The organism is Streptomyces sp. NPDC049837 (assembly GCF_040674455.1).
Lineage (GTDB): Bacteria > Actinomycetota > Actinomycetes > Streptomycetales > Streptomycetaceae > Streptomyces.
In genome coordinates, this window is record NZ_JBFAMP010000010.1 from 31,725 (window position 1) to 51,693 (window position 19,969).

18 protein-coding genes are annotated in these 19,969 nt (G+C 73.5%); 13 read left to right on the forward strand and 5 right to left on the reverse strand.

Annotated features, from left to right (window positions below; translation table 11 throughout):
• The first annotated feature begins 43 nt into the window (after positions 1-43).
• The 4 genes from AB0J57_RS25540 to AB0J57_RS25555 all read left to right on the forward strand — a co-directional run bounded on the left by AB0J57_RS25540 (position 44) and on the right by AB0J57_RS25555 (position 4,519).
• Positions 44-1,315 carry a glycine betaine/L-proline ABC transporter ATP-binding protein gene (locus tag AB0J57_RS25540; RefSeq protein ID WP_366130615.1) on the forward strand — a complete coding sequence of 424 codons (1,272 nt, stop codon included), beginning with the start codon at positions 44-46 and terminating at the stop codon, positions 1,313-1,315.
• On the forward strand, positions 1,293-3,092 hold the full coding sequence (locus AB0J57_RS25545) for an ABC transporter permease/substrate binding protein (protein WP_366130616.1): 1,800 nt from the start codon (positions 1,293-1,295) through the stop codon (positions 3,090-3,092). Before AB0J57_RS25540 ends, AB0J57_RS25545 begins: the two co-directional genes overlap by 23 nt.
• Before the next feature lie 117 nt (positions 3,093-3,209).
• Entirely contained in the window at positions 3,210-3,794 is a 585-nt protein-coding gene (locus AB0J57_RS25550) for a helix-turn-helix domain-containing protein (RefSeq protein WP_366130617.1), read from the forward strand.
• A complete protein-coding gene (locus tag AB0J57_RS25555) occupies positions 3,794-4,519 on the forward strand; it encodes a helical backbone metal receptor (RefSeq protein WP_366130618.1) in 726 nt (241 codons plus the stop codon). Before AB0J57_RS25550 ends, AB0J57_RS25555 begins: the two co-directional genes overlap by 1 nt.
• Here the strand turns inward: AB0J57_RS25555 and AB0J57_RS25560 are convergent.
• Entirely contained in the window at positions 4,437-5,552 is a 1,116-nt protein-coding gene (locus AB0J57_RS25560; RefSeq protein WP_366130619.1) for a TDT family transporter, read from the reverse strand. The genes AB0J57_RS25555 and AB0J57_RS25560 overlap by 83 nt on opposite strands.
• A 70-nt stretch (positions 5,553-5,622) precedes the next feature.
• On the opposite strand from AB0J57_RS25560, the gene AB0J57_RS25565 reads away from it, so the two are divergent.
• Entirely contained in the window at positions 5,623-6,522 is a 900-nt protein-coding gene (locus AB0J57_RS25565) for a LysR family transcriptional regulator (protein ID WP_366130620.1), read from the forward strand.
• Positions 6,523-6,558: 36 nt separating this feature from the next.
• Here AB0J57_RS25565 and AB0J57_RS25570 read toward each other — a convergent pair whose 3' ends face one another.
• From AB0J57_RS25570 to AB0J57_RS25580, 3 genes are all read right to left on the reverse strand, one after another.
• Positions 6,559-7,236, reverse strand: a complete 678-nt coding sequence (locus AB0J57_RS25570) for a gamma-glutamyl-gamma-aminobutyrate hydrolase family protein (protein WP_366130621.1) — start codon at positions 7,234-7,236, stop codon at positions 6,559-6,561.
• 13 nt (positions 7,237-7,249) lie between these two features.
• Complete coding sequence (eat, locus tag AB0J57_RS25575) at positions 7,250-8,704, reverse strand: ethanolamine permease (RefSeq protein WP_366130622.1); 1,455 nt, start codon at positions 8,702-8,704, stop codon at positions 7,250-7,252.
• Positions 8,705-8,834: 130 nt separating this feature from the next.
• A complete protein-coding gene (locus AB0J57_RS25580) occupies positions 8,835-9,581 on the reverse strand; it encodes an FCD domain-containing protein (protein WP_366130623.1) in 747 nt (248 codons plus the stop codon).
• A gap of 78 nt (positions 9,582-9,659) precedes the next feature.
• Here AB0J57_RS25580 and AB0J57_RS25585 point away from each other — a divergent pair, with 78 nt between their 5' ends.
• The 5 genes from AB0J57_RS25585 to AB0J57_RS25605 all read left to right on the forward strand — a co-directional run bounded on the left by AB0J57_RS25585 (position 9,660) and on the right by AB0J57_RS25605 (position 15,446).
• A complete protein-coding gene (locus AB0J57_RS25585; protein ID WP_366130624.1) occupies positions 9,660-11,024 on the forward strand; it encodes a glutamine synthetase family protein in 1,365 nt (454 codons plus the stop codon).
• Between the two features lie 10 nt (positions 11,025-11,034).
• On the forward strand, positions 11,035-12,399 hold the full coding sequence (locus AB0J57_RS25590) for an aldehyde dehydrogenase family protein (RefSeq protein ID WP_366130625.1): 1,365 nt from the start codon (positions 11,035-11,037) through the stop codon (positions 12,397-12,399).
• A 6-nt stretch (positions 12,400-12,405) separates the two neighbouring features.
• Positions 12,406-13,188, forward strand: coding sequence for a 3-oxoacyl-ACP reductase (locus tag AB0J57_RS25595; RefSeq protein ID WP_366130626.1), 783 nt, complete (start codon positions 12,406-12,408; stop codon positions 13,186-13,188).
• A 77-nt stretch (positions 13,189-13,265) separates the two neighbouring features.
• On the forward strand, positions 13,266-14,537 hold the full coding sequence (locus AB0J57_RS25600; RefSeq protein ID WP_366130627.1) for a haloacid dehalogenase-like hydrolase: 1,272 nt from the start codon (positions 13,266-13,268) through the stop codon (positions 14,535-14,537).
• Between the two features lie 9 nt (positions 14,538-14,546).
• Complete coding sequence (locus AB0J57_RS25605; RefSeq protein WP_366130628.1) at positions 14,547-15,446, forward strand: DUF2510 domain-containing protein; 900 nt, start codon at positions 14,547-14,549, stop codon at positions 15,444-15,446.
• Positions 15,447-15,449: 3 nt separating this feature from the next.
• On the opposite strand, the gene AB0J57_RS25610 is transcribed toward AB0J57_RS25605, so the two are convergent.
• Entirely contained in the window at positions 15,450-16,652 is a 1,203-nt protein-coding gene (locus AB0J57_RS25610) for an amino acid deaminase/aldolase (RefSeq protein ID WP_366130629.1), read from the reverse strand.
• A gap of 526 nt (positions 16,653-17,178) precedes the next feature.
• On the opposite strand from AB0J57_RS25610, the gene AB0J57_RS25615 reads away from it, so the two are divergent.
• Genes AB0J57_RS25615 through AB0J57_RS25625 form a run of 3 tightly spaced genes read left to right on the forward strand, consistent with a single transcriptional unit; the run spans position 17,179 to position 19,968 of the window.
• Positions 17,179-18,048, forward strand: coding sequence for a hypothetical protein (locus tag AB0J57_RS25615; protein WP_366130630.1), 870 nt, complete (start codon positions 17,179-17,181; stop codon positions 18,046-18,048).
• Positions 18,045-19,211, forward strand: coding sequence for a type VII secretion-associated serine protease mycosin (mycP, locus tag AB0J57_RS25620; RefSeq protein WP_366130631.1), 1,167 nt, complete (start codon positions 18,045-18,047; stop codon positions 19,209-19,211). Before AB0J57_RS25615 ends, mycP begins: the two co-directional genes overlap by 4 nt.
• Positions 19,212-19,233: 22 nt before the next feature.
• Entirely contained in the window at positions 19,234-19,968 is a 735-nt protein-coding gene (locus AB0J57_RS25625; protein ID WP_366130632.1) for an SseB family protein, read from the forward strand.
• The last annotated feature ends 1 nt before the right edge of the window (position 19,969 follow it).

A 19,969-nucleotide genomic window follows, 5' to 3' on the forward strand; every position in this document is an offset into this window, starting at 1 on the left:
TTTCAACCGACCCGTTCCGTTCGTTCCCACGCGTGAGGTGTATGTGAGCAGGCTCCAGGCGGAGCACCTGTACAAGGTGTTCGGCAGACGACCCGACGAAGCGGTGCGCAGGCTCCAAGCCGGTGCCGGCCGCGACGAGTTGCGCGCCGACGGGACGACCGCGGCGGTGATCGACGCCTCGTTCGCCGTCGAGCCGGGCCAGATCTTCGTCGTGATGGGTCTGTCCGGATCCGGCAAGTCCACGCTGCTGCGCATGCTCAACGGACTGCTGGAGCCGACCGCCGGACGCGTCCTCTTCGACGGCGAGGACCTCACCGCCCTCAGCCCGCGCGAGCTGCGCCGCGTACGCTCCACGAAGATCAGCATGGTCTTCCAGCACTTCGCGCTCTTCCCGCACCGCAGCGTGCTGGAGAACGCCGCCTACGGCCTCGAAGTGCAGGGCGTCGCGCGCGCCGAGCGCGAACGGCGCGCCGCCGAGGCCCTGGAGCTGTGCGGCCTGGGCGGCTGGGAGACGTCCTGGCCGGACGAGCTGTCCGGCGGCATGCAGCAGCGCGTCGGCCTGGCCCGAGCGCTCGCCACCGACGCCGACCTGCTGCTGATGGACGAGTCCTTCAGCGCCCTCGACCCGCTGATCCGCCGCGACATGCAGGACCAGCTCCTGGAGCTCCAGAAGCGGCTGAAGAAGACGATCGTCTTCATCACCCACGACCTCAACGAGGCCATGCGCCTCGGCGACCGCATCGCCGTCATGCGCGACGGCCGGATCGTCCAGCTCGGCTCCGCCGAGGACATCCTCGTCCGGCCCGCGAACGACTACGTCGCCTCCTTCATCCAGGACGTCGACCGGTCACGCGTCCTGACCGCCGGCGCGATCATGGCCGACCCGGACACCGTGTTCGGCACCGCCGACGAGAGCGGCGAGGGACCGCGTACCGCCGCCGACGTCCTGGCCGCCGCGCCCGCCACGGTCCCGCTCGACACGCCGCTGGCCGAGCTGTTCACCCCCTGCTCCACCAGCGGCGCCGCGGTCGCCGTCACCGACGGCACGGGCGAGCTCGCCGGCGTGATCACCCGCGCCCGCCTGCTCGCGGCCCTCGGCGAGCCGGCCGCGGAGCGCTCGGCCACCGACCAGCCGGGCACTGTGCAGCCCGTCGCCGACCAGCCGGCCGACGAACCGACCCCCGGTCGGTCGTCCCCCGCCCGGCCCGTGGCGGAAGAGCCCGCGACCATCACGGCCACCATCACCACCACCGCCACCACGACCCCGACGACCACCACCAAGGAGGCGCCCCGTGCCCAGGCTTCCGCTCGGTGACTGGGTCGACCGTGGTGTCGACTGGCTCCAGTCCCACCTGTCCTGGCTCTTCGACGCCATCAGCTCGGTCGTCACCGGCATGTACGACGGCATCGACGCCGCCCTCTCCGCGCCCGAGCCGCTGCTCTTCGCCGGAATCCTCGCCGTCCTCGCCTGGTGGCTGCGCGGCCTGCTGGCCGGCGTGCTCGCCTTCGCGGGCCTTGCGCTGATCGACTCCGTCGACCTGTGGGACGACGCCATGTCGACCCTCAGCCTGGTGCTCGTCGCCACCGTCGTCACGCTGGCCATCGCCGTCCCACTGGGCATCTGGGCCTCGCGGTCCAAGGCCGTCAGCGCCGTGACGCGGCCCGTCCTGGACTTCATGCAGACCATGCCCGCCATGGTCTACCTGATCCCCGGGATCATCTTCTTCGGCGTCGGCGTGGTCCCCGGCATCATCGCCACCATCATCTTCGCCCTGCCGCCCGGCGTGCGGATGACCGAACTCGGCATCCGCCAGGTCGACAAGGAGCTGGTGGAGGCCGCCGAGGCGTTCGGCACCACCCCGCGCAACACCCTGCTGCGCGTCCAACTGCCGCTCGCCCTGCCCACGATCATGGCCGGTATCAACCAGGTGATCATGCTGGGCCTGTCCATGGTCGTCATCGCCGGCATGGTCGGCGGCGGGGGACTCGGCGGCGCGGTCTACCGGGCCATCGGCAACGTCGACATCGGCCTCGGCTTCGAGGCCGGCATCTCCATCGTCATCCTCGCCATGTACCTGGACCGGATCACCGGGGCGCTCGGCCGCCAGGTGTCGCCCCTCGGCCGCCGCGCCCTGGCCAGGGCGAAGGCCCTCACCGGGGGCCGCGCGACGGTCCTCAACCACCGTCCCCGGCCGGCCGTCGCGGTCGTCGGCGCCGTCGTCCTCGCCCTCGTGGCGGGCGGCATGAACGTCTTCGGCGGCGCGGCCACGTCCACCGCCGCCGGCGGCACGGACGTCGGCCAGGGCCGGAAGATCTCCCTGGGCTACATCCCGTGGGACGAGGGCATCGCCTCCACCTTCCTCTGGAAGGAGGTCCTGGAGCGGCGCGGCTTCGAGGTCGACGCCAGGCAGTACGAAGCCGGCGCCCTCTACACCGGAATGGCCAATGGCCAGATCGACGTCCAGACCGACTCGTGGCTGCCCGTCACGCACGCCACCTACTGGGACAAGTACCACGACCAACTGGAGGACATGGGCGCCTGGTACGGCCCCACCTCCCTGGAGCTGTCCGTCCCCTCGTACCTGAAGGGCGTCGACTCCCTCGCCGACCTCAAGGGCGAGGCGGACCGCTTCAAGGGCCGGATCATCGGCATCGAGCCGAGCGCCGGAATGATGGGCCTGCTCAAGGACAAGGTCCTGAAGGAGTACGGCCTGGAGGGCGAGTACGAGGTCGTCGACGGCTCCACGCCCGGCATGCTGGCCGAGCTGAAGCGCGCGTACGCCAAGAAGGAGCCGGTCGTCGTCACCCTCTGGTCGCCGCACTGGGCGTACTCCACCTACGACCTGAAGAAGCTCAAGGACCCGAAGGGCACCTGGGGCAAGGGCGACGGCGTGCACACCCTCGCCCGCGAGGGCTTCACCGCCGAGAACCCCGAGGTGGGCCGGTGGCTGAAGAACTTCCGCATGACCGAGCGGCAGCTCACGAGCCTTGAGGCGACCATCCAGCGGACCGGCAAGGGCAAGGAGCAGGAGGCCGTCCGCACCTGGCTGGACGCCAACCCGGGCGTCGCCGACAAGATGGCCCCCGTGTAGCCGTCCGGTGGGGCGGGCCCCGTCGCGGGCCCGCCCCTCCACGGCTTTCCCTCCCGTTGCGCTACTCGGCGGTACCGCCGCTGCGTAAGGTGGTCGCAGAGGGAGGGAGCCGAGGAGATGGACGACAAGGAAACGCTTCGGGTGGGCGTGGCCGTCCGCAGAAGGCGAAGAGCCATGGCGCTCACCCTCGCCGCGGTCGCCGAGCGCAGTGGGCTGTCCGTGCCCTTCCTGAGCCAGATCGAGAACGAGCGCGCGCGGCCCAGCGAGCGTTCGCTCCAGCAGATCGCCGACGCCCTGGAGACCACCACGGTGGCGCTGCTGGACGCCGCCGACCCGGCCCGCACGGTCGATGTCGTACGCGCCGCCGACGACCCCGGCCGGCCCGGCGCGCGGGCCCTGGTGCGCGGCGAGCACCAGATGCACGCCGAGGAGTTCACCGGCGAGCACGACGCCGGCCGGGAGCTGGTGCTGCGCAACGACGCCATGCTGTACGTCGCCGACGGCGCCGCCCAGGTGGAGGCCGAGGGCCGGGCGTACCGGCTGGAACGCGGCGACACCCTGTACCTCTCCGGCGGCGTCCGCCACCGCTGGCGGGCCGGCGACCCACGCACGCGTGTCCTCGTCGTCTCGGTCGCCGACCACATCGAGACGATGACACCGGCCACGCCGACGACGCCGCCCACCACGCCCCCGGCGACCTGATGCGGGTCGTCTCGCTCGTCCCCTCCCTCACCGAGGCCGTCGCCGTCACGGCCCCCGGCCTGCTGGTCGGTGCCACGAACTGGTGCACCCACCCCGCCGGGCTCGATGTCACCCGTATCGGCGGAACCAAGAACCCGGACGTCGCCGCGATCGTCGCCCTCCGCCCCGACCTGGTGGTCGCCAACGAGGAGGAGAACCGGGCCCCCGATCTCGCCGCGCTGCGCGCCGCCGGGCTGGACGTCCTGGTCACCGAGGTCCGTGACCTGGACCAGGCGTTCACCGAACTGGACCGGGTGCTGCGCGCCTGCGGGGTGCGGACCCGGCCGCGCTGGCTGGACGCGGCGGAGGCGGCCTGGGCGGCGGTGACACCGGACCCGTACCGCCGTGCGATCGTGCCCATCTGGCGCCGCCCCTGGATGGTGCTGGGCCGCGACACCTTCGCGGGCGACCTGCTCGCCCGCCTCGGCGTCGGCAACGTGTACGCGGACCACGCCGAGCGCTATCCGCGCGTCCCGCTCGACGAGCTGCGCGCCTCCGGGGCCGACCTCGTCGTCCTGCCGGACGAGCCGTACCGCTTCACCGCCGACGACGGCCCCGAGGCGTTCGGCGGGCTGCCCGCCGCGCTCGTCGACGGGCGGTACCTCACCTGGTACGGGCCGTCGCTGGCCGGGGCGCCGGAGGCGCTGCGAGAAGCGCTCCGCCGGCCAGTCCCCGGGCCGTCCTGACGGCCGCCGTCAGCCACGCCGCCACCAGCAGGGCGTACAGCCCCACCGCCAGCCACCGCAGCGCCGCCAGCCCGGTGTGCTGGGCCAGCCCCGCCGCGCCCGTCACGCACGTCCCCACCGGGAAGGTGAACGCCCACCACGTCATCGCGAACCCCATGCCCCGGCGCCGGGCCCGCAGCACCATCGCACCGGCCAGCGCCAGCCACATCAGGGCGAACCCCATCACGGGCACCCCGTACAGCACCGCGATCTCTCCCGCGTACGCCACGCCCGGCGCCGCGTCGGCGAACTTGGTGGCGGCCGTCGTGGACTGGCCGAGCGGCCCCAGCACCAGGAACAGCGTCGGCGTCAGGGCGAGCGGCAGCGGCCCGCCGGTCATCAGCCGGCCGAAGACCAGCGGCAGCATCACCAGCGTCGCGAGCAGGCTCAGCCCGAACATCCCGTAGCAGGCGATCAGCAGCGTCCGCTGCCACTGCCCCGGCGGGAGATGCGGAACGAGGAGGGGGCCGAGCGCGGCGGACACCATGGGCGACACGACGGGCAGCAGCCACACCGGCGAGGCCGACTCGGCCCTGTGGTGCACCACCATCAGGTACGGGATCGTCACGGCGGCGGTCAGGCCGATCGCCGTCCCCGCCACGAACAGCGCCGCGTCGAGGGCGACCGCCGCGTCCGTCCCGATCCAGTCCTCGCCGACGACGAGGGCGCCGCCGCCGACCGAGACCAGCGCCATGGCCAGGCACCCGTAGAACGGGGCAACGGCCGGATCCAGGAGGTGGGCCCGGGCCTGGTCCCCATGGTGCGTCCAGTGCAGCGTGCGCGCCGCGAGGAGGGCGAGCAGCATCAGCAGGGACAGCGCCCACACGGCGGCGCAGGCGGTGCGGAGGCCCGGTACCCGGAGGGGCAGCGTGGCGCCCGCGCTGGCGACGATCGCGGTGCCCATCACCGTCGCGTACCAGTTGGGTCCGAGGTGCCGGACGGCCGTGGTGCGGGACACGCGGGGGAGTGGTGGGTGCTGCGCCAGGATTGCCATGGGCACACCCTGACCTGCGGTGATGCCCCCCACCAGAGATCACGTCCCTATGACGTCATAAACTTAATTTATGAGCGTCTCGCATCGCGTGCCCGATCTCGGGGCCCTGGAACTGCTTCTCGCCGTGGCCCGGCACGGCAGCCTGGGCCGGGCCGCGCGCGAGGTCGGGATCACCCAGCCGGCCGCCAGCAGCCGCATCCGCTCCATGGAGCGGCAACTGGGCGTCGCCCTGGTGGACCGCTCCCCGCGCGGGTCCCGCCTCACCGACGCGGGGGCTCTGGTCACGGACTGGGCGCGGCGCGTCGTCGAGGCCGCCGAGGCGTTCGACGCGGGCGCCCAGGCGCTGCGCGACCGGCGTGACTCGCGGCTGCGGGTCGCCGCGTCCATGACCATCGCCGAGTACCTGCTGCCCGGCTGGCTCATCGCCCTGCGCGCCGAGCGCCCCGACACGGCGGTCTCGCTCCAGGCGGGCAACTCGACCGCCGTCGCGGCCAGCCTGCTCGCCGGGGAGGCGGACCTGGGGTACGTCGAGGGCCTCGCCGTTCCGGAGGGCCTGGACGCGGTCGTCGTCGCCCACGACCGGCTGGTGGTGGTCGCGGCACCGTCCCACCGCTGGGCCCGCCGCCGCGCCCCGCTGACGCCCGCCGAACTGGCCGCCACCCCGCTCGTGCTGCGCGAGTACGGCTCGGGCACCCGCCAGGTCCTGGACGCGGCACTGGCCGAGCACGGCGGCCTCGCCGACCCGCTGCTGGAGCTCGCCTCCACGACGGCCGTGAAGGCGGCCGCGGTCACCGGCGCGGGTCCGGCGGTGCTCAGCGAACTCGCGGTCACCGAGGAGCTGGCCTCCCGCCGCCTCGTCGAGGTCCCCGTCGAAGGCGTCCACCTGAACCGCGCCCTCCGCGCGGTCTGGCCCACGGGCCCCCTCCCCACCGGCCCGGCCCGCGACCTGCTGTCCCTGGCGCGGGGCTGAGCTGGCCGTATCCCTGGCGCGGGGCTGAGCCGGCCGTCATGAGGAAGCGGCGACCAGCCCCTCCATCACCCGCAGGTCGTCGCCCATCTCGGGGTGCCACTGCACGCCCAGGGCCCAGCGCACGCCCGCCAGTTCGACCGCCTCGACGGTGCCGTCCTCCGCGTGGGCCGAGGGGGTCAGGCCGTCGCCGAGCCGGTCCACGGCCTGGTGGTGGTACGTCGGGACCGCCGTCGCCTCGCCGACGAGCGAGGCGTACCGGGTGCCCGGGACCGGCTTGACGGTGTGGGTGCCGAAGACGCCGACGCCGCCGGTGTGGCCGTCCAGGTGCTGGAGCAGGGTGCCGCCGAGGGCCACGTTCAGCAGTTGCATGCCACGGCAGATGCCGAGCAGGGGCGTGCTGGTGGCCAGGGCCGCCTGGATCAGGGCGAGCTCCCAGGCGTCCCGCTCGGCCGCTTCCGGGCCCGTACGCGGGTCGCGGTCCGCTCCGTACCGGGAGGGGTCGACGTCCGCGCCGCCCGCGACGACGAGGCCGTCGAGGCGGGCGACCACGTCGGCGGCGAGGGACGGCGCGTCCGGCGGGAGCATCGCGGCGATGCCGCCCGCCGCCTGGACCAGGCGGGGGTACGCCTCCGGGAGCAGGGCGGCGGGCAGCTCCCACACGCCCCACTTCGCGGGGTCCAGGTAGGTCGTGACGCCGATCAGCGGCTTGGGCACGTTCGGGTTCCTCTCAGGTGCGGTCGAGGGTGCGGTCGAGCTCGGCCTCGGCCGCGGCCAGCGCCGCGAACTCCTCCTCGGGCGCGCTCGCGACGAGACGGTGACGACTGTAGAAGGCGAAGTAGGCGAGGGCGACCACGTAGACGCCCAGCGCGATGAACGCCGCGTCCTTGTCCACCAGGAACGTCGCCACCAGCGCGGCCAGCGCCAGCACGAAGGCGACGGAGGACGTCACGATCCCGCCGGGCGTGCGGTACGGGCGCGGGAGGTCCGGCTCGCGGCGCCGCAGCACGATGTGGGACAGCGCCATCAGGGCGTACGAGATGGTGGCGCCGAACACCGCGATGTTCAGCATCCGCCCGCCGTTCCCGGTCCCGGCCGCCAGCGCGAAGCCGAGCGCGCCGGGGATCAGCAGGCCCAGGTACGGGGACTTGCGGCGGCTGGTCAGGGACAGGAACCGGGGCAGGTACCCCGCCCGGGACAGGGCGAACAACTGGCGGGAGCCCGCGTAGATGAGGGAGAAGAAGGAGGCCACCAGGCCCGCGAGCCCCGCGTAGTTGACGAACCGGCTCAGCGCCGTCGGGTCGCCGTCCCCCTGGAGGGCCACCACCAGCGGGTTGCCCGCGTCCTGGATGGCGGCCGAGCCGCGCACGCCCGTCGAGGCGAAGAACGTCAGCACGGCGAGCAGCACCAGGATCAGCATCGACAGCGACAGCGCCCGAGGCATGGACCGCACCGGGTCCTTCGCCTCCTCGGCGGCGAGCGGTACGCCCTCGACGCCCAGGAAGAACCACATCCCGAACGGGACCGCCGCCCAGATGCCGAGCAGACCGTACGGCAGCCAGGAGTTCGCCCCGAACGCCGCCGGATCGGCCGGGATGTCGTTGAGCCCGTCGGCGTTGAACTCCGTGAACGCGCCCACCGCGAAGATGAGCAGCGCCGCCACCGCGATGGCCGTCACGATCAGGCTGAAGCGCAGCGCCTCGCCGACGCCCCACAGGTGGATGCCGATGAAGATGACGAAACAGGCCAGGTAGACCGGCCAGCTCGACTCCAGGCCGAACAGGCCGAGGGATTCGACGTAGTCGCCGATGAAGATGGAGATGGCGGCCGGGGCGAGGATGTACTCGATGAGGATCGCCGTCCCCGTGAGGAACCCGCCCCAGGTGCCGAGCGCCCGGCGCGCGAAGCCGTAACCGCCGCCCGCCGCCGGCAGGATGGCGGACAGTTCGGCGAGCGCGTAGACGAGACAGGCGTACATCACGCCCATCAGGACGGTGGCGATGGCCAGCCCGCCGAAACCGCCCTCTTGGAGGCCCATGTTCCAGCCGGCGTAGTCGCCGGAGACGACGTACCCGACACCGAGCCCGGTGAGCAGCAGCCAGCCGGCGCTGCCCTGCCGCAGGGCCCGGCGCTTCAGATAGTCGTCGGCGGCGGCCGGTGTGTCCTTGGTTTCTTCCAGCGTCATGGCAGCGTGCTCCCGCGTCAGTGGTCGGGATTCAATGGAGTGGTGCCATACCTTTGCGGTGCTCGGGGTGGAACGCAAGACCCGTGCGTTACTTTCGGGTTACGCCGCCGGCCCGGCCGGGGCCGCGCCGCTACGTCAGGAACCCACGCAGCAGCGCCGCCGTCCCCGCGCAGTGCTCCCGCATCACCTCGCGCGCCGCGTCCGCGTCCCCGTCCAGGACGGCCTCCACCAGCGCGGTGTGCTGGTGCTGCGAGTGCTCCAGGTTGCGTACGAGCAGGGGGATGCAGTCGAGCAGGTCGTTCACCGACGCCCGTACCGCCGCGTACTGCGCCGTGAGTGTGGGCGAACCGGACAGTTCGGCCAGCGTCAGGTGCAGCAGCGTGTCCTGCCGCCGGTAGTCGTCCAGTGGTGCGTCGTGCGTCGCCCGCAGCGCCGTACGCAGCCGCTGCGCGCCCTCGTCCGACAGCCCGTGCGCCGCGCACAGCCCCGCCGCGCCCACCTCCAGCACCTCGCGGAAGCGCAGCGTGTCCTCGACGTCCACCGACGCGATCCGGCGCCGCAGCTCCTCCTCCCCGGAGTCGCCGGCCGCGCGGTCCCGGTGCAGCACGAACGTTCCTCCGTAGCGGCCGCGCCGGCTCTCCACCAGGCCCTGCTCCTGGAGCACCTTGAGCACCTCGCGCAGCGTCACCCGGCTGATCCCCATCCGGTCCGCCAGCTCCCGCTCCGCGGGCAGCCGCTCGCCGCCCGGCACCAGGCCGAGCCGTACGACCTGGAGGATCTGCTCCAGCGCCTCCTCGAAGCCGTTGCCCGCACGCACCGGCCGCAGCACGGGCGCCAGCCGGTCCTCGGTCCCGTTCCCCGAGCTCTTCTTCGCCACCTCGCGGTTTCCCCTTCCCAAGCAATGGTCTTCCGCAATACCTTATGGCTCCCGGCTGACCGAAGGAGGAGTAATCCCGTGGCAGACCGCAAACCCCCGCTCGGTGTCGAGGAGCTGCGTGCCCTCGTCGCGAGCGGTGAGATCGACACAGTGGTCCTGGCCTTCCCCGATATGCAAGGGCGGCTCCAGGGCAAGCGGTTCGCCGCACCGTTCTTCCTCGACGAGGTGCTGGAGCACGGCACCGAGGGCTGCAACTACCTGCTCGCCGTGGACGTGGAGCTCAACACCGTCGACGGCTACGACATGTCCTCCTGGGCCAAGGGCTACGGCGACTTCGCCATGCGCCCGGACCTCTCCACCCTGCGCCGCGTCCCCTGGAACGAGGGCACGGCCATGCTCGTCGCCGACCTCACCTGGAACGACGGATCACCCGTCGTCGCCGCACCCCGCCAGATCCTGCGCCGCCAGTTGGAACGGCTCGCCGAGCACGGCTACACCGCCCACGTCGGCACCGAACTCGAATTCATCGTCTTCAAGGACACCTACGAGCAGGCCTGGAACGCGGACTACCGCGACCTGACCCCGGCGAACCAGTACAACATCGACTATTCGATCCTCGGCACCGGCCGCATCGAACCCCTCCTGCGCCGCATCCGCAACGAGATGGCCGCCGCCGGGCTCACCGTCGAGTCCGCCAAGGGCGAGTGCAACCCCGGCCAGCACGAGATCGCGTTCAAGTACGACGAGGCCCTGGTCACCTGTGACCAGCACGCCATCTACAAGACCGGCGCCAAGGAGATCGCCTCCCAGGAGGGCGTCTCGCTCACCTTCATGGCGAAGTACAACGAGCGCGAGGGCAACTCCTGTCACATCCACCTGTCGTTGCAGGACGCCGACGGCCACAACGTCATGGCGGGTGACGGGCCCGGCGGCATGTCGCCGGTCATGCGGCACTTCCTCGCCGGACAGCTCGCCGCGCTACGGGACTTCTCCCTCCTCTACGCGCCCAACATCAACTCCTACAAGCGCTTCCAGCCCGGCTCCTTCGCGCCCACCGCCGTCGCCTGGGGCTACGACAACCGCACCTGCTCCCTCCGGGTGGTCGGCCACGGCCGCTCCATGCGCTTCGAGAACCGCCTCCCCGGCGGCGACGTGAACCCGCACCTCGCCGTCGCGGGCCTGGTCGCGGCCGGCCTGTACGGCATCGAGCAGGAGCTGGAACTGCCCGAGCCGTGCGACGGCAACGCGTACACCGCCGACTACGCCCACGTCCCCACCACGCTGCGCGAGGCCGCCGAGCTGTGGGAGAACAGCCCCATCGCGAAGGCCGCCTTCGGCGACGAGGTCGTCGCCCACTACCGCAACATGGCGCGCGTCGAGCTCGAAGCGTTCGACGCCGCGGTGACCGACTGGGAGCTGCGCCGCTCCTTCGAACGCATGTGAGGCCCCTGCCTTGACCACCGAGCACCTCGTACTCAACCCCGCCACCGAAGAGGTCATCGCGACCGTCCCGGCCGCCACCGCCGCCGACGTCGACGCCGCCGTCGCCCGCGCCGCCAAGGCCCAGCGCGACTGGGCGGCCGCCGCGCCCGCCGACCGCGCCCGCCTCCTGCGCCGCTTCGCGGCCGTCGTCGACGAGCACGTCGAGGAGCTGGCCCGGCTGGAGGTCCGCGAGGCCGGCCACACCCTGGGCAACGCCCGCTGGGAAGCCGGCAACGTCCGCGACCTGCTCGACTACGCGGCCGGGGGAGTGGAACGCCTCAACGGCCGCCAGATCCCCGTCCCCGGCGGCCTCGACGTCACCATCCTGGAACCCCTCGGCGTCATCGGCGTGATCGCCCCGTGGAACTTCCCCATGCCCATCGCCGCCTGGGGCACCGCCCCCGCCCTCGCGGCCGGGAACGCGGTCGTCCTCAAGCCCGCCGAGACGACCCCCCTCACCGCGCTGCGGCTCGCCGAACTCGCCCTGGAGGCCGGGCTCCCCGAACACCTCTTCCAGGTGCTCCCCGGAGCGGGCGACGTCGCCGGGAACGCCCTCGTCGAACACCCCGGCGTCGCGAAGATCGTCTTCACCGGCTCCACCCGCGTCGGCAAGGGCATCATGGCCAAGTGCGCCGACCGCGTGAAGCGCGTGACGCTCGAACTCGGCGGCAAGAGCCCCAACATCGTCTTCGCCGACGCCGACATCGAAGCCGCGGCCGCCGCCACCCCCATGTCCTTCCTCGACAACTCCGGCCAGGACTGCTGCGCCCGCACCCGCGTCCTCGTCCAGCGCACCGTGTACGACCGGTTCCTGGAGCTCCTCACGCCCGCCATCGAGGAGATCGTCGTCGGCGACCCGTCCGACGAGAAGACCCAGATGGGCCCCCTCATCTCCCGCGCCCAACTGGAGAGAGTGCGGGGATACGTCCCCGACGACGCGGCCGGCATCCGCGGCAAGGCCCCCGAAGGCCCCGGCTTCTGGTTCCCGCCCACCGTCCTCACCGGCCTCGCGCCCGACGCGCCCGCCGCCGTCGAGGAGGTCTTCGGACCCGTCGCCGTCGTCCTGCCCTTCGACGACGAGGACGACGCCGTCCGCCTCGCCAACGCCACCGAGTACGGCCTGTCCGGCTCCATCTGGACCCGCGACGTCGGCCGCGCCCTGCGCGTCTCCGGCGCCGTCCGGGCCGGCAACCTCTCCGTCAACTCCCACTCCAGCGTCCGCTACTGGACCCCGTTCGGCGGCTACAAGCAGTCCGGCCTCGGCCGCGAACTCGGCCCCGACGCCCTCACCGCCTTCACCGAAACCAAGAACGTCTTCATCAGCACGGAGGCCTGACCCGACATGACCGAGAACACTGTGTGCCGCCGCCTCGTGGGCCGTACCGCCGTCATCACCGGCGCCGGCAGCGGCATCGGCCTCGCCACCGCCCGCCGCCTCGCCTCCGAGGGCGCCAACGTCGTCTGCGGCGACATCGACGAGAAGGCCGGCAAGGCCGCGGCCGACGAGGTCGGCGGCACCTTCGTACGCGTCGACGTCACCGACGCCGACGACGTCGAGGCGCTCTTCAAGACCGCCTACGACACCTACGGCAGCGTCGACATCGCCTTCAACAACGCGGGCATCTCCCCGCCCGACGACGACTCCATCCTCACCACCGGCCTGGAGGCCTGGAAGCGGGTCCAGGAAGTCAACCTCACCTCCGTCTACCTGTGCTGCAAGGCCGCCATCCCCTACATGCAGCGCCAGGGCCGGGGCTCCATCATCAACACGGCCTCGTTCGTCGCCATCATGGGCGCGGCCACCTCCCAGATCTCGTACACCGCCTCCAAGGGCGGCGTCCTCGCCATGTCCCGCGAGCTGGGCGTGCAGTTCGCCCGCGAGGGCATCCGCGTAAACGCCCTGTGCCCCGGACCGGTGAACACCCCGCTCCTCCAGGAGCTGTTCGCCAAGGACCCCGAGCGGGCCGCCCGCCGCCTCGTCCACATCCCGGCCGGCCGCTTCGCCGAGGCCGAGGAGATCGCGGCCGCCGTCGCCTTCCTGGCCAGCGACGACTCGTCGTTCATCAACGCCACGGACTTCCTCGTCGACGGCGGCATCTCCGGGGCGTACGTCACCCCCCTGTAGTTCACCCGCCTTCCATCATCCCGACAGCCGGGCGTCGCACGACGCCCGGCTGTCCTGCGTAGACCAGGAGCGTGTACGTGACAGACATACGCCGCTGGGCGGCCGCCGTAGCCGCCCTCACCCTCACGGTCACCGGCCTCACCGCCGCCTCGTCGGCGGCCCGGACGAAGGCGCCCAAGTGCCCGGTCCTCACCGTCGCCGACGGCTGGTACGGCGACAACAAGGCCCGGCTCCAGCAGATGATCGACCGCCACGGCCACTGCGGAGACAACCGCACGGGCGGGCAGAAGCCCGTCGCCGTCTTCGACTGGGACAACACCGTCATCAAGAACGACGTCGGCGACGCCACCATGTTCTGGCTGCTCCGCAACAGCCGCATCCGCCCGCCGCAGGGCGGCGACTGGCACACCACCAGCCGCTACCTCACCGACGCGGCCGCCGCCTCCCTCGCCGCCGCCTGCCCCACCGGCGTACGAACCCTCCCCACCGGCACCGACACCGACTGCGCCGACGAGATCAGGAGCGTGTACGCGGACGGCGAGACGACCGGCGGTCAGGCGGCCTTCACCGGCTTCGACCACCGGCGCATGGAGCCGCAGTACGCCTGGCTCGCCCAGCTCCTGCGCGGCTGGACCACCCGCCAGGTGGAGTCCTTCGCGGCCGCCGCCCGCGCCGAGAACCTCGCCGCGCCGATCGGCGCCGAACAGCGCGTCGGCAGCGGCACGGCCACCGGCTGGGTCCGCTACTACGACCAGCAGCGCGACCTCGTCCGCACGCTCCAGAAGGCCGGGTTCGACGTGTGGATCACCTCCGCCTCGCCCGAACCGGTCGTCGACGTCTGGGCGAAGGGCGTCGGCATCAAGCCGTCCCACGCCATCGGCATCCGGAACGTGACCGAAGCCGGCCGCCTCACCGGCCGGCTCCAGGGCTGCGGCACCGTCCGCGACGGCGACGACTCGATGATCACGTACATCGACGGCAAGCGCTGCTGGATCAACCAGGAGATCTTCGGCGTGCGCGGCCCCGCCGCCGAACAGGTCCAGCCCGCCGACCGCAGGCAGGTGTTCGCCGCCGGCGACTCCGACACCGACGTCTCCTTCCTGCGCGACGCGACCGCCCTGCGCCTGGTCCTCAACCGCAACAAGGACGAGGTGATGTGCCGGGCGTACGACAACGGCGACGGCCGCTGGATCGTCAACCCCATGTTCATCCAGCCCAAGCCGCGCAAGGCCACCCCGTACCCGTGCGCCACGTCCGGCCACACCGCCGCCGACGGCACCCCAGGTCCCGTACGCAGGGCCGACGGCAGCGTCGTACCGGACCAGTGGGACACCGTGCACGCCCCCTAAAGTGGCCGCATGAGCATGACGACCCCTCCCGGCTGGTACCCGGATCCAGGCAACCCGGCCGTCGAACACTGGTGGGACGGCACCGCCTGGACCGGGCACACCCGGGCCGCCTCCCCCGCGACCGTCGTCATGGCCCCGGGCCCGGGCCCGGCCCCGGCGCGGCGGACCGGCCGCCTGATCGCCCTCGCCGCGGCGGGCGTCGCGGTGGTCGCGGCGGTCGCCGTGGCGGCGGTCGTCCTCGGTTCCGGCGAGGAGCCGGCCGTGGAGGCCAAGAACAGTCCCGCGCCGCCGCCCGTGAGCTCCGCGCCCGCGCCCGCGTCGGCGTCCCCGTCCGCCTCGGCCGACACCACGGTCGTCACCGACCAGCTCAACGGCATCACCCTGCCCATCCTCGACGGCTGGGAGAAGCCGGAGCACACCACGGACGACCTGCCGACCGTGTCGACGGTCGCCGACGACCCGTGCCCGGCCGCGACCAGCCGCTCCTGCAAACGCGGCTCGGTCTTCTCGTTCACCGCCACGGCCACCGGAAGCACCGACCCGCGCGCCATCGCCGAGGAGGACATCAAGGAGGCCGCCGACCGCGCCTTCGAGGAGGACACCCTCGGCGTACGGCCCCACGGCGGCATCCGCTCCCACCAGGTGCTCGCCGAGCGGCCCACCGTCGTCGCCGGACGCTCCGGCTACCTGGTCCGCTGGCGGGTCACCACCAACCAGGGCCCCGGCGGCTACGTCCAGTCCCTCGTCTTCCCGTCGTCGCTCGGCAGCGAGTCGCCGGTCGTCGTGCGGTTCGTCTTCTCCGCCGGACCGGACGCCCCGCCACCCGCCGTCATGGACGAGATCATGAAGGGCATCCGCCCGATCGGCAGCTCGACCGGCGGGGGAGTCGGCAGCACCATCGGGCCGTGACGACTACAGGAAGGTGCGGCCCTCGCCCCGGTACGTCGGTACGGTCGCCGTGACCCGGTCGCCCTCGATCAGGTGCAGCGCGTCGAACCGCTCACACAGCTCGCCCGCCTTCGCGTGCCGGAACCACACCTTGTCGCCGATCAGCAGGTCGTCGGCGGGGGAGCCCAGCAGCGGGGTCTGCACCTCGCCCGCACCCTCCTGCGGGTCGTAGCGCAGCCCCTCCGGGAGGTACGGCACCGGCAGCCGGTCGCAGCCGGCCGCACCCGACGCGGGGTACCCACCGCCCAGCACGGTCACCACGCCCACGCCCGGCCGGCGCACCACGGGCTGCGCGAACAGCGCCGCCGGACGGCCCGTGAACGACGTGTAGTTGTCGAACAGCCGGGGCACGTACAGCCCCGAACCGGCCGCGATCTCGGTCACCGCGTCCTCGGCCGCCGTGTGCTGCACGCTTCCCGTCCCGCCCCCGTTCACGAACTCCAGGTCCGGCGCCACCGCCCGTACCGCCGCCACCACGGCCGCCCGCCGCGCCGCCAGCTCCCTGCGGGCCGCCGCCTGCATCAACCGCACCGCGCGGGAGCGGAGGGGCCGCCCGGCGATCGCGTCACCGACCCCGGCGACATGCCCCTCGTACGCCATCAGCCCCACCAGCCGGAACCCCGGCCGGCGCGCGACCGACCGCGCCACCTCCGCCACCTGCGCCGGCGTGCGCAGCGGCGAACGCCGGGCCCCGATCCGTACCCGGCCGCCCAGCAGGTGCAGCGACGTGTCGAGCTCCAGACAGACCCGGACCTCCTCCGCGCCACCGTCCCGGGCCCGGTCGATCAGGTCCAACTGCGCCGGGTCGTCCACCATCACGGTCACCGCGCCGGCGAGCTTCGCGTCCCGCGCGAGCTCCGAGTATGCGGCCCGGTCGGCCGACGGGTACGCCAGCAGTACGTCGTCGAATCCGGCGCGCGCCAGCCACAGCGACTCGTCCAGCGTGAACGACATGATCCCCGCGAACCCGTCCCGTGCCAGCACCCGCTCCAGCAGCGCCCGGCAGCGCACGGACTTGCTCGCCACCCGTACCGGCTTCCCGCCGGCCCGGCGGACCAGATCGTCGGCGTTCGCGTCGAACGCCTCCAGGTCGACGACGGCGACAGGCGCGTCGAGATGGGCGGTGGCCCGGTCGTACCGGGCTCGGTCAGCGGCACGCGGAGTCATGGCCAGAGCCTGCCAGACCTGCCTACCTGGGGGTAGGGGGATGTTCCGGTCAGATCCGCCCCGACCTGCGGCCTCGTTCCCGTGCAGGCGGCCGCAGCCCGTAGAGTTACCCGCACGCGCTGACGAACGGGCCTGCCCCGCAAGGCGATCCGGACGACACCGAGGGGGGCGGATGAGCACCGAGGCACGACACCCCGCGCGTACCTCGATACCGCCCACCACGCCCCCGGCCGACGAGCCCCCGGTCGGCCTACACCCCCGCCGCGACCCCGAGCCGCCCGCGCCCACACGGCCCGCGCCGTCCGCCGCCGCACCAGCCCCGGCCACGCCGCCCGCGCCCCCACGGCCCGCGTCGCCCGCGCCGACCCTGGCGCCCACCACCGCCCCGGCTGCGCCCGCGCCACCCACAGCACCGCCGGTGCCCACCGCACGGCCCGCGCCTGCCGCACCCCCCACCGCACCCCCGGTACCTCCCACCCCGCCACCGCCCCCGTCCACCCGGCGGCGGCCCGTCGGGGCCGTCGACATGACTCCCCGTCCGGAGGCCGCCGCCGCGCCGCAGGGGCCCCGGGCGCACTGGGTGCCGCCGGAGTCGGCCGTGGAGACCACCACGCGTCTGCGGCCGGTTCGCAGCCGGCACCCCCTTCGCGCGGCCGCCGCCGTGGCGTGCCTCGTGCTCGGGCTCGGGCTCACCGGCGGGGCCGCCGCCGGGGCCTGGCTGGTGGGCGACTCGGCGGCCCAGACGTCCGACGGGGACCGGTTCGCCGAGGCCCGAGGCCTCTGGCACACCGCGCCCGTCGACACGCTCTTCCCCCGCACCCTCCACGGTGAGGGCGCCGGACCCGGCGGTGCGGACCGGACGTGGACGCGCGTCGCCGTCGCGCCCGACGGGCCGTGCGCCGGGGCCTTCGACCCGCTGCTGCTGCGGACCCTGCGACCGGTGGGCTGCGAGCGCGTGCTGCGCGCCACGTACACCGACGCCACCTCCACCAGCGTCACCACCGTCGGCATGGTGTTCACCGACGCCGACCGCCCCGGCATGACCGCGCTGCGCGACCGCTTCACCGACGAGAGCCTCGACGAACGCACCGACCTCCTGCCCCGCACCCTCGCCGGCCCCGGCACCGTGGCCGCGGGCTTCGGCGACGCGCAGCGCGCGAGCTGGCGGGTGAGCGTCCTCACCGACGTACCCGTCATCGTCTACGCGGTGTCCGGGTTCGCCGACGGCCGCACCGTGGAGGACCCCCAGCCCGCCGCCGAGGCGATGGCCGAGGGCCAGACCAGCACGCCCGCCCAGGCGGGGCTGGGCCACGACGCCGACGGCATCGCCGACCGGATCGAGCGCGGCCTCCGTACGACGGCGACCACCGGAAAGGCCACGCAGAACCACCGATGACGTACCGACGCCGGACCGCGGCCGCCCTCGCCGCCATCGCGTTCGCCGTGCTGCCCGCCACCCCGGCCCACGCCGACGCCATCCGCGCCCAGCAGTGGGGCCTCGAAGCCATGAACACGGCCGAGGCCTGGCGCACCACCAAGGGGGAGGGCATCACCGTCGCCGTCCTCGACACCGGTGTCGACGCCACCCACCCCGACCTGGTGGGCAACGTCCTGCCCGGCAAGGACCTGATCGGCTTCGGCGCCAAGCAGGGCGACCGCGCGTGGGCCCGCCACGGCACCGCCATGGCCGGCATCATCGCGGGCCACGGACATGGGTCCGGCCGCGAGGACGGTGTCCTCGGCATCGCGCCCGAGGCGAAGATCCTGCCCGTCCGCGTCATCCTCGAAGGCGGCGACCCGGCCCGCACCAAGGCCCGCAACACCCGGGGCACCGCCCTCGCGCAGGGCATCCGCTGGGCCGTCGACCAGGGCGCCGACGTGATCAACCTCTCCCTCGGCGACGACAGCGAGTCCGCGCACCCCGACGCCGGCGAGGACGCCGCCGTCCAGTACGCCCTCTCCAAGGGCGCCGTCGTCGTCGCCTCGGCCGGCAACGGCGGCGACAAGGGCGACCACATCTCGTACCCCGCGGCCTACCCCGGCGTCATCGCGGTCACCGCCGTCGACCGGTACGGCACCCACGCAGCGTTCTCCACCAGCCGCTGGTACGCCACCGTCAGCGCGCCCGGCGTCGACATCGTGATCCCCGACCCCGACCGCAAGTACTACCAGGGGTGGGGCACCAGCGCCGCGTCCGCGTTCGTCTCGGGCGCCGTCGCCCTCGTCAAGGCCGCCCACCCGGGCCTGACCCCGGCTCAGGTCAAGCGACTGCTCACCGACACCGCCCGCGACCGGCCCGAGGGCGGCCACGACATCGACAAGGGGTACGGGACGGTCGACCCGGCCGCCGCGATCAAGGCGGGCGGGAAACTGCGCCCGGCCGACCTCAAGGCCGCCACCGCCGGCTACACCAAGCGGTACTTCGGCACGGGGCCCGCCGCCGAGCCCGAGGAGGACCGGGGCGTCGGCCTGCTCGCGCCCGTCACCGGTGGCATCGGCGTGCTCCTGCTGGCCGCCGCGGTGGTCCTGTGGCGCGGGGGCCGCGCCGCGGGGCGCTGAGCCGCGCGGTTAGGCTCGTCGCGTGGCGCTCAAGAACATCCCGGACCCCGGTTTCTCCGACGACGACGGCTCCGCCGACCCCGAGCTCAGCGCGGCCCTCGCCGCCTGGGCCCAGGACCGGGCCGCCGAGCCCCGCGTCCTCGCGGCGCTCAGGGGCGCCCGGCTGCTCGTGCCCGTCGTCGCCGTCCTCGGCGAGGTCGAGGAGGACGAGGAGACCGGTCTGCGCCGCGAGAAGACCAGCGACATGGCCGTGCCGACGCTCACCGCCGGCGACCGCCGCGCGCTGCCCGCCTTCACGTCCACCGAGTCGCTGGCCCGCTGGGACCCGGCCGCCCGCCCCGTCGCCGTACCGCTGCACCAGGCGCTCCAGGCGGCCGCCCACGAGAAGGCGGACACGCTCGTGCTGGACCTTGCCGGACCCGTGCCGTACCAGGTGACCGGCCCCGCGCTGCTCGCCCTCGCCGAGGGCCGCGCCTCCGCCGACCCGCTCGCCGACCCGGCCGTCACCGAGGCGGTACGAGCCGTGGTCGCCGCCGAGCCCGCGGTCCTCCGCGCCCACCTGGGCCCCGGCAGCGCGGACGGCACCCTCGCCCTGGTCCTCGCCCCCGACGCACCCCCCGCCGAGGCGGCCGGGCGCGTCGCCCGCGCCCTGGCGGCCGACGACACACTGAGGGCCCGCCTGGTGCGCGGCCTGGACCTGGCACTCCTGCCGTCCACGGCCACGCCCCCGGGCGAGCCCTTCTACGTACGGGACTGAT

What these genes read in the sequence shown, in the direction of transcription:
- AB0J57_RS25615 (WP_366130630.1), top strand. Translation starts at nt 17,179, where the DNA reads ATGACTCCCCGTCCGGAGGCCGCCGCCGCGCCGCAGGGGCCCCGGGCG.
- AB0J57_RS25605 (WP_366130628.1), top strand. Translation starts at nt 14,547, where the DNA reads ATGAGCATGACGACCCCTCCCGGCTGGTACCCGGATCCAGGCAACCCG.
- mycP (WP_366130631.1), top strand. Translation starts at nt 18,045, where the DNA reads ATGACGTACCGACGCCGGACCGCGGCCGCCCTCGCCGCCATCGCGTTC.
- AB0J57_RS25560 (WP_366130619.1), bottom strand. Translation starts at nt 5,552, where the DNA reads ATGGCAATCCTGGCGCAGCACCCACCACTCCCCCGCGTGTCCCGCACC.
- AB0J57_RS25555 (WP_366130618.1), top strand. Translation starts at nt 3,794, where the DNA reads ATGCGGGTCGTCTCGCTCGTCCCCTCCCTCACCGAGGCCGTCGCCGTC.
- eat (WP_366130622.1), bottom strand. Translation starts at nt 8,704, where the DNA reads ATGACGCTGGAAGAAACCAAGGACACACCGGCCGCCGCCGACGACTAT.
- AB0J57_RS25610 (WP_366130629.1), bottom strand. Translation starts at nt 16,652, where the DNA reads ATGACTCCGCGTGCCGCTGACCGAGCCCGGTACGACCGGGCCACCGCC.
- AB0J57_RS25550 (WP_366130617.1), top strand. Translation starts at nt 3,210, where the DNA reads ATGGACGACAAGGAAACGCTTCGGGTGGGCGTGGCCGTCCGCAGAAGG.
- AB0J57_RS25595 (WP_366130626.1), top strand. Translation starts at nt 12,406, where the DNA reads ATGACCGAGAACACTGTGTGCCGCCGCCTCGTGGGCCGTACCGCCGTC.
- AB0J57_RS25565 (WP_366130620.1), top strand. Translation starts at nt 5,623, where the DNA reads ATGAGCGTCTCGCATCGCGTGCCCGATCTCGGGGCCCTGGAACTGCTT.